This window comes from Achromobacter sp. FW305-C-28 (genome assembly GCF_058783235.1).
Genome location: NZ_JBYSYL010000005.1, coordinates 270,076 through 282,292, shown reverse-complemented (window position 1 = coordinate 282,292; position 12,217 = coordinate 270,076). Strand labels below are relative to the sequence as shown.

Sequence of the window (12,217 nt, the reverse complement as noted above, 5' to 3'; positions counted from 1 at the left end):
GTCGCTACCCTTGGCGCGCGTCGGCCTTCGCCGCCGCGCCATGCGGACGGAACTGCCCGATCTGAATGGCGCGGCCCGCCAGCAGCCCGCAGCCCGCCATCGCCAGGCACAGCGCTGCGCACAGGCCCAGCGCGACCGACCAGCTGCCCGACTGGTCATGCAGGGCCCCGACCAGCGCCGGGCCGCAGGCCGCGAACAGGTAGCCCACGCACTGTGCCATGCCCGACAACGCCGCCGCCTGCTGCGCGTGGCTGGCACGCAGACCGACGAACATCAGCCCCAGGATGATGCCGCCGCCGGTGCCCAGGCCCAGCAGCACGATCCACAGCACGGCCCAGGCGGGCGCCAGGATCAGGCCCGCCAGCGCCACGAAGGACGCGCCCGCCGAGCAGACCGCCGCGGCGCGCTGGTCTTTCATCCGGCGCACCACCGGCGCCAGGAACAGCGCCGGCCCCGCGGACATCAGTTGCAGCAGCCCATGCAGCGAGCCCGCCCGTTCGGCCGAATAGCCCGCGTCGCGCAGAATCGCCGGCAGCCAGCTGACGGCCACGTAGAACACGAAGGAATTGATGCCCAGGTACAGCGTCACCTGCCAGGCCAGCGGCGAATGCCACAGCCGCGGGCCATGTGGCGCATGCGCCGTGGTGGCCGCGGGTGGCGTGTGGTTGGCCAGTTGCGGCAGCCACAGCAGCACGCCGGCCAGCGGCACGACCAGCAGGCACAGCGACGAAAAGCGCCAGTCGCCACCGGCCAGGTTGGCCAGCGGCACCGCCAGCGCCGACGCGGCGCCGGCTGCGATGCTCATGGTCAGCACATAGGCCGAGGTCAGCCCGGCCACGCGCTGCGGGAAGTCGCGCTTGAGCAGGCTGGGCAACAGCACGTTGCCGATGGCGATGCCGGACCCGATGACGGCAGTGCCGGCGTAAAGCGCCCAGGCGGCGCCCTGGCTGCGCAGCGCGATGCCTGCGCCGATGATGACCAAGGCGGCGAACAGCGTGCGTTCCAGGCCGTAGCGCCGCGCCAGGCTGGCGACCCCGAGCGAAACGATGGCGAACGCCAGCAGCGGCAACGCGATCAGCATGCCGGCGGCGGACGACGACAGGCCGATCTGCTCGCGGATCAGGCCGATCAGCGGCGCGATGCCGGTGAACGGCGCGCGCAGGGCCATGGCGATGAAAAGAATGCCCACGATCAGCAAGACGGGGCGTTGGGAAGCGAGAGAGGGGGCAGGAGCATTCATGGCGACTAGCTTAAGCAATGGCGCCTCTGCTGAATTTCGAGATAATGACAAAATATCCTTAAATTCTGCCAAGCCCCCCCCGCGCCATGTATCCGCCTGATCAGCACAGTCCCTACTTCGACCCCGACACCCCGTCGCAATGGACCTATGCGATGCGGGTGGATGCGGCCCGCAACGAGCACGAATCGCCCACCCACATCCACCGCATGGGACAACTGGTGCTGTCGCTGCAAGGCGGGGTCACCAGCTTCGTGCCGCAGGGCCTGTGGATGGTGCCGCCGGGCAGCGCGGTCTGGATTCCGGGCGGCGTGCCGCACAGCAACCGCGTGACCGACAACGGCCGGGTCTGCTTCCTGTTCGTGCCGGCCGATACGCCCGGCCTGCCCGCCCGATGCTGCACGCTGGCGGTGACGCCGCTGGTGCGCGAAATGGTGGCCTACCTGGCCGACCTGCCGCCCGCCGCCACGGGCGAACCCGCCAATCGCCGGCTGGCCGGCGTGCTGGTCGACTTGCTGGCGCAGTTGCCCACCGAACAGCTGCACCTGCCGCTGTCCGACCACCCGCGCTTGCAGGAAATTGCGGCCGCCCTGCGCGCCGATCCCGCCGACCGCAGCACCGTGGCCGAATGGGGCCGCCGCCTGGCCATGAGCGAGCGCACGCTCGCGCGTCTGGTGCAGCAGGAGGTCGGCATGAGCTTCGGCCGCTGGCGCCAGCAGATGCACATCGTGATGGCGCTGCAACGCCTGTCATCGGGCGTGTCGGTGCAGCGCACGGCCGAAGACCTGGGCTATGAATCGGTCAGCGCCTTCATCACCATGTTCCGCAAGGCGCTGGGGCAGACGCCGGCGCGCTATTTCTCGGACAAGGCAGAAGAGCGCGGCGCGATGCAGGCGTAGGCACCGCAGTGCCAGTGGCCCGCAAATCGGCCATGCCGGGGCGCCAGCGCGGCGCCGCGGGCAGGCCTTACTTCGGCCCCGCCACCAGGAACAGCCGCGGGAACGGCAACAGCACGGTGCCGTCCGCCAGCGCCGGGTAGGCGCGTGAGATCTCGTCCAGGTAGCGCGCGAGGAAGGCCGCCTGCTCGTCGGCATCCAGCCGGTTCAGGTAGGGCCGCAGCGCCGTGCCCTTGAACCATTCCACCACCGCCTGCGCGCCCGCCAGCGGGTGCATGTAGGTCGTGCGCCACACATCCAGCCGGCCGCAATGCGGCTTGAGCAATTCGTAGTACCAGGCGGCGCTGTGGCGCGGCGGATGCTTGACCGTGCCGATCTTGGCGGCCCAGGGGCCGTCGGCAGCCACCTGGCGCGCCAACCGGTGGGCGGGTTCTTCCAGGTTGTCCGGCGTCTGCACCGCCAGGCTGCCGCCGGGGGCCAGCTTGCTGACCAGGCGCGGGTACAGCGTCGCGTGGTCGGGCACCCATTGCAGCGCGGCGTTGGCCAGGATCACGTCGTACTGTTGCGGCGGATTCCAGGTTTCGATGTCGGACAGTTCGAACGCGATGCCGGGCAGGCGCTTGCGCGCGGCCTGCACCATGTCGTCGGAACTGTCCATGCCGGTCACGGCGGCCTTCGGGTAGCGGCTGGCCAGCACTTCGGTGGAATTGCCCGGGCCGCAACCCAGGTCGACCGCGGTGGCGATGTCTTCATTGGGCAACGCGGCGACCAGGTCGCGCACCGGGCGCGTGCGTTCGTTTTCAAAGGCGGAATACTGTTTGGCGGACCAAGTCATGACGGCTCCTTGCGTGGGTCTGTGTACGCCCAGCACTCTACGCCGCACGATTCCATATGACAAATATATAGTCGACACATAATCAATATCGAACCGATATGACAAAAGCCCCGGGGCCCGCCAATTGGCGGGCCCCGGGGCGTTGACGCCTATCGCGATTACTCGGTCTTCAATTCAGGCTGCGACTGCCCCGAGCGGGTTTTCCACAGCGAGAACAGCACGCCGCCCGCGATCAAACCGAAGGTCACCGACAGCGACACCACCGCGGGGATCTTGCCGATGAAACCCACCAGGAAGATCTTGGTGCCGATGAACACGAGTACCAGCGACAGCGCGTACTTCAGGTAGTGGAAGCGGTGGATCATCGCCGCCAGCGCAAAGTACAGCGCACGCAGGCCCAGGATCGCGAAGATGTTGCTGGTGTACACGATGAACGGGTCGGTGGTGATGGCGAAGATCGCCGGCACCGAATCCACCGCAAACAGCAGGTCCACGAACTCGATCAATACCAGGGCCAGGAACAGCGGCGTGGCCCAACGCACCGGCTTGGACGTCGCCGGATCCGGCTCGCGCACCCAGAAGGCGTTGCCGCGCAGCCCGTCCGTCACCCGCATGCGGCGCTTGAGGAACTTCAGGATCGGGTTGGTGGCGATATCCGGCTCTTGATCCGCGATCATCCACATCTTGATGCCCGTGAACACCAGGAACGCGCCGAACAGATACATCAACCAGCCGAAGTTGCTGACCAGCGCGGCGCCCAGGCCGATCATGATGGCGCGCAGCACAATCACCCCCAGGATGCCCCAGAACAGCACGCGATGCTGGAACTGGCGCGGGATGGCGAAGAAGCTGAAGATCAACGCGATCACGAAGACGTTGTCCAGCGACAGCGACTTCTCGATCAGGAAGCCCGTGTAGTAGGCCATGCCGCTGGTCGGGCCCATCTGCCACCAGACCCAGCCGCCGAACAGCAGGGCAGCCGTGATGTAACCGGCCGACAGCAGCAGGCTTTCCCGCACGCCGATCTCGCGATCGTCCTTGTGCAGAACGCCCAGGTCAAAGGCCAGCAGGGCCGCGACGATGCCCATGAAGAGCAGCCAACTCCAGGCCGGCGTGCCGACGAAGTCGGTATGTAGAAAAGAGAGCAAGGCTTCCATGATGTTCCCGCTTGTGTTCGAAGGCACCCATGATCCGGATCTCGGCCCGCCGGAGAAATCAGCCTGAAAGTGAGTTATGGTTCGAAAAAACCGAAGTGAACTCCGCCATGCTCAATTACCGTCACCTGTATTACTTCTGGATGGTCGCCAAGGAAGGCGGCTTTTCCCGCGCCGCCGAACGCCTGGACATGGCCATCCAGACCATCAGCGCCCAGGTGCGCGAACTGGAAAAGAACCTGGGCCACCAGTTGCTGCGCCCAGCCGGCCGCGGCGTGGCGCTGACCGACGCGGGCCAGGCTGCCTTTGCCCGCGCCGAGGAAATCTTCCAGATCGGCCAGGAACTGCCGCAGGAAGTGCGCGCCGCCGCCACCAAGCCGGTCATCCGGCTGTCGGTGGGCCTGTCCGACGGCATTTCCAAGCTGGCCGCCCACGCGCTGCTGGGCCCCGTGCTGGATACCCCCGACCTGCGCCTGACCTGCCACGAAGGCGAGGTCGAGGAACTGCTGGGCGAACTGGCGCGCCATCACCTGGACCTGGTGCTGGCCGGCCAGGGCGCGCCGGCCAACCCCAACCTGCGCCTGACCAGCGACCGGCTGGTGTCTTCGCCGGTGGATTGGTACGGCCCCGCCCGGTGGGTGCGCAAGGCCGACACGCAGGACTTCCCGCGCTGCCTGGAACGCCTGCCCGTGCTGCTGCCCACCGGCCATTCGGTGCTGCGCCAGACGCTGGACCGCTGGTTCAATGAACAGGGCCTGCGGCCCAATGTGGTGGGCGAATTCGAAGACAGCGCCCTGATGTCGGTGTTTGCGGCCCGCGGCCTGGGGGTGTTTCCGCTCAGCCGCCTGGGCGGCGACGACGTGGGCCTGTTGCGCGGCCTGCGGCCGCTGGCGCGTTGCGACAGCGTGCACGAGGAAATCCACGGCATCCGCAACCGCCGGGGCCAGCATCACCCCCTGGTCCAGCAGATCCTGGCGCACGCCAAGACTTCGGTTTTTTCTTAATGATTGTCACAAAGACGCTGGTTTTTCGGGAAGGCAATCCGCTCTATCGTTGAGCTTCTTTTTTTGAATCCTCGGAGTACCACTGCAATGAAGAAAATCATCTGGCTCGCTTTCGCCGTGCTGGCCGCGCTATGGACCGGGCTGGTGGCGATCACGCTGCAGCTGGCGGACTGGGTGCTGGCCACGATCGCCACCGCGCAGGTGCCTGGCGCCGCGGCGCTGCAATCCACGCCCTGGCAGGCCCCCGCCTGGGCCGCGCCATGGACCGACGCCGGCCTCATCCAATCGCTGCAGGACAGCCTGGTCTGGCTGGTAGGCGCCCTGAACCAGGTGCTGCCGGCCGCCGGCAGCCTGGGCACCTGGATTGCCGTGCTGGGCTGGATCTTCTGGGGCTTCATCATGGCGGCCCTGCTGGTGCTGGCCCTGATCCTGCACTGGCTGGCGGGCAAGCGGGCGCAGGCCGACGGCCCCGGCCGCCAAGTGGTGTAATAAGGCAGGCGACGCGGCATCCCGGCGCGCTGCCTCCCAGGAGCGTACCGTGCCGTCCCGACTTGCCCGCGCCGCCAGCTTGCCCGCCGCCATCCTCATCACCGCGTTCGCGCCGGCCCACGCCAGCACGGGCGCCACGCCCTACGGCGTCGAGGTCTGCACGCTCACCGGCACGTCAGGGCAGTACAGCGTGCGGGTGCGCAACACCGGTACGGCGCCGCTGGCCCGCGCCGACGTCACCGGCGTGACACTGGACGCGGGCGGCCAGGCCCGGGGCAACATCAGCGTCAGCCTGACTGCCATTCCCCCCGGCAAATACGAAACCGCCATCCTGGCCCGGCACGGCGAATCGGCCGCGCTGGTCAGCATCGCCACCTACCAATCCGTCAACGGCGTCGAGACCCGGCAGCAGGAATTGTTTGCCGGCAAGGTCGCGCACGTCTCGCCCGGCTCGGCGCTGCAATACACGCTGGCGCCGCTGGCGGTGCGCGGCTGGACGGTGGCCTATGGCGGCCCCAATACCCCCAAGCTGGACGCGGGCAGCGCCGTGCTGCTGGCCTATCCGGCGCGCAGCGGCAAGAAAATGGATACGCGGCCGGAGACGGGCCGTGCGCCGGCCGAGGTCGTGCCCCTGGCGCCCTGCCCCGCGCCGCGCGGCAAATAGCGCACGCCGCCTAGTGCCGCTGTGGCGGCGGTAGGCGGCCTGGGCGGTGGCCCCGCCCGTTTGCCTACGTGCCGCTCAGCAGGTCGCGCTCGTTCAAGAGCGCATAGACGATCTCAGGGGTGTTATCGAAGCCGCGCCGGATGGCGGCCGGGATCGATGCGCGCGTCTTGCGGCACAGGCCGGGCTGCGCGTCGAGCTGGATGGCGATGCCGCGCGAGGTGCGCACTTCGTTGTCGCTGGGCGTGATGCGCACCACGATGCCCAGCTGCGCCTCGATGCGTCCCTGCATGGCACGCAGGTCTTCCAGGCTGGTGATGTTTTCCAGCCGCGCCACCAGGCGCTTTTCTTCTTCGCGGGTCAACTTGAGCACGCGCACGTCCGCCGCTGGATCGGCCAGCAGCCGTTCGCGGTCGCACTCACAGGCGCCTGGCGGGCATTCTTGACGGATGGGAAACGGAAAGTTCATGGCATACCAAACGCTATCCGTTGATTCTACAAGGCATAATTCGCCGAAACGAAAATCCGGGAGGCGGTATCTTGAAGACGTTCCTGCTCGCGGCCGCCCTGGCCACCCTCGGCGCCCCTGCCTGCGCGCGCGATATCCCCTACCCCATCAAGCCGGACCTGCCGGCCGTCGTCAGCATCACCGGCACCGGCAGCCAGACCGTCAGCGTGCGCGTACGCGGTGGCGCCCCGCAGACGCTGGCCACACTGGACGACGAGGCCGTCGACCAGATCCAGACCCGGGACATCAACCACGACGGCTACCGCGATCTGGTGATCGGCCAAAGCGGCGGCAGCACCCAGGTCTATGCGCGTCTGTTCCTGTATCGCCCGCAAGACGGCACCTTCCAGGAAATCCGGCATCCGGCGCCCGACGCCAGCCCCTGCCACCAGTTCGTCAACCCCGAATTCGACGCCAAACACGCCGCCTTCTCGGTGGGCTGCCGCTATGGCGCAGACAGCTATGGGTCCGAAGACTACGTGCTGCGCGCCGATGGCACGGCGCGTCCGGTGCGCTGGATGAGCCGCGCGCTGTTCGACCTGGAAGACGCCTCCTTCGACGTCAATACCCGTTTCGATGAACAGGGCGCGGTGGCGCACATCCAGATCGATGGCGAAGGCTCGCCCCTGGATGGCGACAGCCGCGTGCCGGTCAGCCGGCTGGACCTGTACGACGAACCCGACGTCAAGGCGCCGGCCGCGCAGACCGCCCAGGCCGGCGAACCGCTGAAGGTGGTGGCGCTGCGGCCACAGTGGCTGCAAGTGCGCTATCCAGCAGACCGGGCGGACGCGCCCCTGAAGTGGGTGCGCTACGCCGACCTGAAGATCGACAAGCATGCCTACGTGCCGCAGCAGCGCATGCCCACGCGCGGGTTGCAGCTGTCGGTGCGCGGCCACCTGGGCACGCAGCTTTACGAAGCCGGCGGCCGCTTCACGCTGTACGTGACGAACCTGGGCCCGGGCGCGGCCACCCTGGCATCGCCGCGCGTCTGGCTGCTGTTCAGCGATGCACAAGGGCGCCGCACCTTGCAGCCCTTGTACTCACGCCCGGCGGTCACGCTGGGACCGCCTGCGCCGCCGCCGGCCCCGGCTGTTGACCCCTACGCATCCCAGGCCGAAGACCGCCCCGCACCGCCGCCCGTGGCCGCGCCGCGCCACGTGGCGGACTGGGCCGACGACCCCGTGGTCTGGCGCGCGGGCGAAGACGGCAAGCCCCAATACCAGGTCAGCGCAGGCAACGGCCAGTATGTGCCGTTCTTTCCCGACCTGGCGCCGGGCCGCTACCGCCTGGCCGTCGTGCTGACCGACCCGGGCCTCCCGGAACCGGTCTATTCGAACGAGATCGAAGTCGACTACCCGTTCCCCAAACGCCCGTCTTGATGCACCGACCATGAACCGCAACGAGAAGACGGGTGCGATGCGATGGCTGTGCCGCGCCCTGGCCGCCGGGGGGGCCGTCGTGCTGATCGCCGCAGGCGCCGTGATCGCCACCGGCCTGCTGGCCAACGCCCCTGCCGCCGACGTCGCCGTCGTGTTGGGCAATACCGTTGCCGCTGACGGCAAGCCGTCGCCGCGCCTGGCGGCCCGGCTGGACCGCGCCTGCGACTGCGTGGCCGCCGAGCGCTGCAAGATCGTTTTCGTCAGCGGCGGCGTCGACCCGGACGGCCACGACGAGGCCGTCGTGATGCGCGACTACCTGCTGGCGCGCGGCGTCCCCGCCGCCCGCATCGTGGTGGACAGCCTGGGCAACGACAGCTGGGCCACGGCGCGCCATGCCAGCGCCTATATGCGCGAACACGGCTACACCAGCGCCCTGGCGGTGACGCAGTACTTCCACGTGCCGCGCACCATGCTGGCGCTCAAGCGCCAGGGCGTGGCGCAGGTGGGCGGCGCCTCGCCCCGGTTCTTCGAGGCGCGCGACCTGTATTCGATCCTGCGCGAGCTGCCGGCCTTGGCCTGGTACGCCGTCCGGCCGCTATAGTTTCGTTATTCCCTTCCCTTTTCTTGCGCAGGCAACCCCGTGCATATCTTCCACAACCCCGTCCACAGCAAACACGATGGCCGCCAGGAAATGTTCCGCGGCAAGCTGGTGCCCTGCCACGAAAAGCCGGCACGGCTGGAATATGTGCTGGACGCCCTGCGCCAGCGCGGCATCGGCGCGTTGCAGGCCCCGTCAGCGGCCGACATGGACCTGATCCGGCGCGTGCACCGCCCGCGCTACGTCGACTTTCTGCAAAGCGCCTGGGCCGACTGGATCGCGCTGGACCCGGCCAACGCCGACCTGGACATCCTGCCGTCGGTCTGGCCGGTGCGCGGCTTTCGCCACGACATCTCGCCCACCAACTTCGCCGCCCGCGTCGGCCTGTTCTCGTTCGACAGCGGCAGCCCCCTCACCGCCGGCACCTGGGAAGCCGCCACGGCGGGCGCGGCCTGCGCCATCGACGCCGCGCGCGCCGTCTCGGCCACCGGCGGCCCGCGCGCGGCCATGGCCCTGACGCGTCCGCCCGGCCACCATGCCGGCGCGGATTTCTTTGGCGGCTATTGCTTCCTGAACAACGCGGCCCTGGCCGCGCAAGCGCTGCGCGACGCTGGCGCCCCGCGTGTCGCGGTGCTGGACGTCGACTATCACCACGGCAACGGCACGCAGAGCATCTTCTACGAGCGCGGCGACGTGCTGACGGTCTCGGTGCACGGCGACCCCACCACCGAATATCCGTTCTTCCTGGGCTATGCCGACGAAGCCGGCCAAGGCGACGGCGCCGGCTGCAACCTGAACCTGCCGCTGGCTGCCGGCACCGACTTCGCCAACTGGACGCAGGCACTGGACACCGGCATCGACGCCATCCGCCGCTTCAAGGCGGACGCCGTCGTCATCGCCCTGGGCGTGGACACCTACGAAGGCGACCCGATCTCCAAGTTCAAGCTGCAAAGCGCAGACTACTTCCAGGTGGGCGCGCGGCTGGCGCAGCTGGGCCTGCCGGCGGTGTTCACGATGGAAGGCGGCTACGCGGTGGCCGAAGTCGGCATCAACGTCGCCAACGTGCTGGAAGGCTACGCGGGCTGAATGCCCGCGCGCATCCGCTGCCACAGCGCGTCGACCGCCGGACGCGCGTCGCTGCGGTCCCTGAACGCCAGGATCGCCACCTCGATATCCCAGGCGCGGTTGGCCAGCGGTTGCAGATCGGCGGCCGCCAGCCGCTGCAGCGCGCTGTCGGCCAGCCAGGCCACGCCCAGGCCCTGCGCGGCCATGTCGCCCAGCACATCCGACATCTCGGCTTCGAACAGCCGCACTCCGTGCAGCGGCTCGGGTCCGTTCTCAATCGCGGCATCGATCAGCCGTGCGAAATAGACGCCGGGCGAATACATCAACAATGGCACCGGGCGGGCAATGCTGCCGGGAAAATCCAGGCCGTCGCGGGCAATCAAGGCTGGCGACGCGTAGGGGCGAATCAGCTCCGTGCCCAACGCCAGGCTTTCGTAGCGCGCCAGGTCCAGCGGCAGGGGCTGCGCTACCTGGTGAAAGCAGATCAGCAGGTCGGCCGTGCCTGACGTAAAGGCCGACACGGTATCGTGCACGTTGCCCGTCTGCAGGCTGCAACTGAGCTGCTGCCCCGCGCTCCAGTCGCGCCACCACGTTGGCAGGTGCGTGGTCGCCAAGGCATATGACGTGGCCAGGCGCAACTGGTTGCGGGCCGGCACGGTGGCGATGCCGGCCCGCGCCTCGACCAGTTGATTGACCAGTTCGATCGCCGCGACGCGAAAGCGCTCGCCGGCCTCGGTCAGCTGGGTGGGAAATGCGGAACGATCGATCAGGCGTGCGCCGGCCCAGTTTTCCAGGCTCTGGATGCGGCGGCTGAATGCGGCCTGCGACAGATTGCGGGCCTCGGCCGCGCGCGTGAAATTGCGCAGCTCCGACAAGGTGATGAAGTCCTGCAGCCATCGGGTATCCATACTGATCCTTGCGCGATTCACATGGCCCATGCGTGCCATGCATGGCGGCGCATGCGTACTTCGCATTGGACGCCCGCGCCGCGCCGCCAGACACTGCGCCGGACGGTTCCGCATTGGAACCTGCCCACCGCCGGAGTGTAAACATGGATCAAACCCTGCGTGCCGCAGCTCGCGAATACCTCATCCGCTACGGCGGCGACACCTTTCCCAACCTGTTCAAGTCGGCCAAGGGCACGGTCGTGCGCGACGACACGGGCCGCGAAATCCTGGACTTCACGTCCGGCCAGATGTGCGCCACCATCGGCCACAACCACCCCGCCATTGTCGAGGCCGTGCACCGCGCGGGCGAAACCGCCTTCCACTTCTTCAGCGGCATGATCCCCGAGGCCGTGGCGCAACTGGCCGCGACGGTGGCGCGCGACTGGATGCCGACGGGCCTGACCAAGTCGATCTTCGTGAACACCGGCTCGGAAAGCAACGAGATCGCGCTGCGCATGGCCAAGATGTACAAGAGCGGCTTCGAGATCGTGGCCGTCGGCGGGTCGTGGCATGGCGTGACCAGCGGCGCCGGCTCGGTGTCGTATGCCAGCGACCGCAAGGGCTATGGCGTGCCGCCGGCCGGCGTGTTCGTCATGCCCGAGCCCAATACCTACCGGCCCTACATCGCCGGCCTGGACGGCGAGCAATCTGCCCTGGCCTGCCTGGAGATCGGCCTGAAGATGTTCGACATGGCGTCGGCCGGCCGGCCCGCGGCCATCATCGTCGAACCCGTGATCAGCGCAGGCGGCGTGCTGGTGCCGCCCAAGTCGTACATGCAGGCCTTGCGCCGCGCCGCCGACGAACGCGGCATGCTGCTGATCTTCGACGAAGCCCAGACCGCCTTCGGCCGCATTGGCCGCCGCACGGGCGCTGATCATTTCGACGTCACGCCCGACATCATCAGCGTGTCCAAGACCCTGGGCGGCGGTCTGCCGCTGGCCGCCACCATCACCACCCCGGCCATCGAGCAGGACGTGCACGAAAAGGGCTTCACCTTCTACACCAGCCACGTGTCGGACCCGCTGCCGGCCACCGTCGGCCTGGCCGTGCTGGAGACCCTGCGGCGCGAGCACCTGATCGAACGCGCCCGCCAGCAAGGCGATTACCTGCGCCGCGGCCTGCTGGAACTGCAGCAACGCCACGAAGCCATCGGCGACGTGCGCGGCCTGGGCCTGCTGCTGGGCGTGGAACTGGTGCGCGACCGCGGCACCCGCGAGCCCTACCACGAGCTGGGGGCCTTGACGACACAGCGCTGCTTTGAACTGGGCCTGTCGATGAACATTCGCCGGCGCCCCGAACGCGGTTCGGTGTGGCGCATCGCCCCGCCCCTGACCGTGAGCAACGAGGAAATCGACCGCGCCATCGCGATCCTGGACCAGGCGCTGACCGAAAGCCTGGATGCGATTGCCAAACCCCGCGCACTGACCGCGTAAACCGCCCTTGT

Annotated in this window: 13 protein-coding genes; 8 read left to right on the top strand and 5 right to left on the bottom strand. The window is 68.3% G+C overall.

Annotation, left to right across the window (positions count from 1 at the left end; translation table 11 throughout):
- Positions 1-4 precede the first annotated feature (4 nt).
- Entirely contained in the window at positions 5-1,240 is a 1,236-nt protein-coding gene (locus AC3WMR_RS15545; RefSeq protein WP_492264304.1) for an MFS transporter, read from the bottom strand.
- A gap of 86 nt (positions 1,241-1,326) precedes the next feature.
- Between AC3WMR_RS15545 and AC3WMR_RS15540 the strand changes: the two genes are divergently transcribed.
- Positions 1,327-2,136, top strand: coding sequence for an AraC family transcriptional regulator (locus AC3WMR_RS15540; protein WP_492264305.1), 810 nt, complete (start codon positions 1,327-1,329; stop codon positions 2,134-2,136).
- Positions 2,137-2,203: 67 nt separating this feature from the next.
- Here the strand turns inward: AC3WMR_RS15540 and tam are convergent, their stop codons facing one another.
- Entirely contained in the window at positions 2,204-2,968 is a 765-nt protein-coding gene (gene tam, locus AC3WMR_RS15535) for a trans-aconitate 2-methyltransferase (protein WP_492264306.1), read from the bottom strand.
- A gap of 158 nt (positions 2,969-3,126) precedes the next feature.
- Positions 3,127-4,125: a TerC family protein gene (locus AC3WMR_RS15530; RefSeq protein ID WP_025139226.1), complete on the bottom strand. Its 999-nt coding sequence runs from the start codon at positions 4,123-4,125 to the stop codon at positions 3,127-3,129.
- A gap of 107 nt (positions 4,126-4,232) precedes the next feature.
- Here AC3WMR_RS15530 and AC3WMR_RS15525 point away from each other — a divergent pair, with 107 nt between their 5' ends.
- The 3 genes from AC3WMR_RS15525 to AC3WMR_RS15515 all read left to right on the top strand — a co-directional run bounded on the left by AC3WMR_RS15525 (position 4,233) and on the right by AC3WMR_RS15515 (position 6,279).
- A complete protein-coding gene (locus tag AC3WMR_RS15525) occupies positions 4,233-5,126 on the top strand; it encodes a LysR family transcriptional regulator (RefSeq protein ID WP_492264307.1) in 894 nt (297 codons plus the stop codon).
- Between the two features lie 87 nt (positions 5,127-5,213).
- Complete coding sequence (locus AC3WMR_RS15520) at positions 5,214-5,615, top strand: hypothetical protein (protein ID WP_492264308.1); 402 nt, start codon at positions 5,214-5,216, stop codon at positions 5,613-5,615.
- Between the two features lie 49 nt (positions 5,616-5,664).
- Positions 5,665-6,279: a hypothetical protein gene (locus AC3WMR_RS15515; RefSeq protein WP_492264309.1), complete on the top strand. Its 615-nt coding sequence runs from the start codon at positions 5,665-5,667 to the stop codon at positions 6,277-6,279.
- Positions 6,280-6,343: 64 nt separating this feature from the next.
- Here AC3WMR_RS15515 and AC3WMR_RS15510 read toward each other — a convergent pair whose 3' ends face one another.
- Positions 6,344-6,745 (bottom strand): hypothetical protein, encoded by a 402-nt coding sequence (locus AC3WMR_RS15510; protein WP_492264310.1) that lies wholly within the window; start codon positions 6,743-6,745, stop codon positions 6,344-6,346.
- Positions 6,746-6,816: 71 nt separating this feature from the next.
- Here AC3WMR_RS15510 and AC3WMR_RS15505 point away from each other — a divergent pair, with 71 nt between their 5' ends.
- The 3 genes from AC3WMR_RS15505 to AC3WMR_RS15495 are packed head-to-tail and all read left to right on the top strand — an operon-like array spanning position 6,817 to position 9,847.
- Positions 6,817-8,163: an XAC2610-related protein gene (locus AC3WMR_RS15505; RefSeq protein ID WP_492264311.1), complete on the top strand. Its 1,347-nt coding sequence runs from the start codon at positions 6,817-6,819 to the stop codon at positions 8,161-8,163.
- A 10-nt stretch (positions 8,164-8,173) separates the two neighbouring features.
- A complete protein-coding gene (locus AC3WMR_RS15500) occupies positions 8,174-8,764 on the top strand; it encodes an ElyC/SanA/YdcF family protein (RefSeq protein ID WP_492264312.1) in 591 nt (196 codons plus the stop codon).
- Between the two features lie 39 nt (positions 8,765-8,803).
- On the top strand, positions 8,804-9,847 hold the full coding sequence (locus AC3WMR_RS15495) for a histone deacetylase family protein (RefSeq protein ID WP_492264313.1): 1,044 nt from the start codon (positions 8,804-8,806) through the stop codon (positions 9,845-9,847).
- Here AC3WMR_RS15495 and AC3WMR_RS15490 read toward each other — a convergent pair.
- Complete coding sequence (locus AC3WMR_RS15490) at positions 9,835-10,734, bottom strand: LysR substrate-binding domain-containing protein (RefSeq protein WP_492264314.1); 900 nt, start codon at positions 10,732-10,734, stop codon at positions 9,835-9,837. The two genes, AC3WMR_RS15495 and AC3WMR_RS15490, sit on opposite strands and share 13 nt — an antisense overlap.
- 143 nt (positions 10,735-10,877) lie before the next feature.
- On the opposite strand from AC3WMR_RS15490, the gene AC3WMR_RS15485 reads away from it, so the two are divergent.
- Positions 10,878-12,206 carry an aspartate aminotransferase family protein gene (locus AC3WMR_RS15485; RefSeq protein WP_492264315.1) on the top strand — a complete coding sequence of 443 codons (1,329 nt, stop codon included), beginning with the start codon at positions 10,878-10,880 and terminating at the stop codon, positions 12,204-12,206.
- Positions 12,207-12,217: the final 11 nt, after the last annotated feature.

Bases quoted from the DNA above. Each gene is read 5' to 3' on its own strand.
- AC3WMR_RS15540 (WP_492264305.1), top strand. From the start codon at position 1,327: ATGTATCCGCCTGATCAGCACAGTCCCTACTTCGACCCCGACACCCCG.
- AC3WMR_RS15510 (WP_492264310.1), bottom strand. From the start codon at position 6,745: ATGAACTTTCCGTTTCCCATCCGTCAAGAATGCCCGCCAGGCGCCTGT.
- AC3WMR_RS15490 (WP_492264314.1), bottom strand. From the start codon at position 10,734: ATGGATACCCGATGGCTGCAGGACTTCATCACCTTGTCGGAGCTGCGC.
- tam (WP_492264306.1), bottom strand. From the start codon at position 2,968: ATGACTTGGTCCGCCAAACAGTATTCCGCCTTTGAAAACGAACGCACG.
- AC3WMR_RS15485 (WP_492264315.1), top strand. From the start codon at position 10,878: ATGGATCAAACCCTGCGTGCCGCAGCTCGCGAATACCTCATCCGCTAC.
- AC3WMR_RS15520 (WP_492264308.1), top strand. From the start codon at position 5,214: ATGAAGAAAATCATCTGGCTCGCTTTCGCCGTGCTGGCCGCGCTATGG.
- AC3WMR_RS15530 (WP_025139226.1), bottom strand. From the start codon at position 4,125: ATGGAAGCCTTGCTCTCTTTTCTACATACCGACTTCGTCGGCACGCCG.
- AC3WMR_RS15545 (WP_492264304.1), bottom strand. From the start codon at position 1,240: ATGAATGCTCCTGCCCCCTCTCTCGCTTCCCAACGCCCCGTCTTGCTG.
- AC3WMR_RS15525 (WP_492264307.1), top strand. From the start codon at position 4,233: ATGCTCAATTACCGTCACCTGTATTACTTCTGGATGGTCGCCAAGGAA.
- AC3WMR_RS15500 (WP_492264312.1), top strand. From the start codon at position 8,174: ATGAACCGCAACGAGAAGACGGGTGCGATGCGATGGCTGTGCCGCGCC.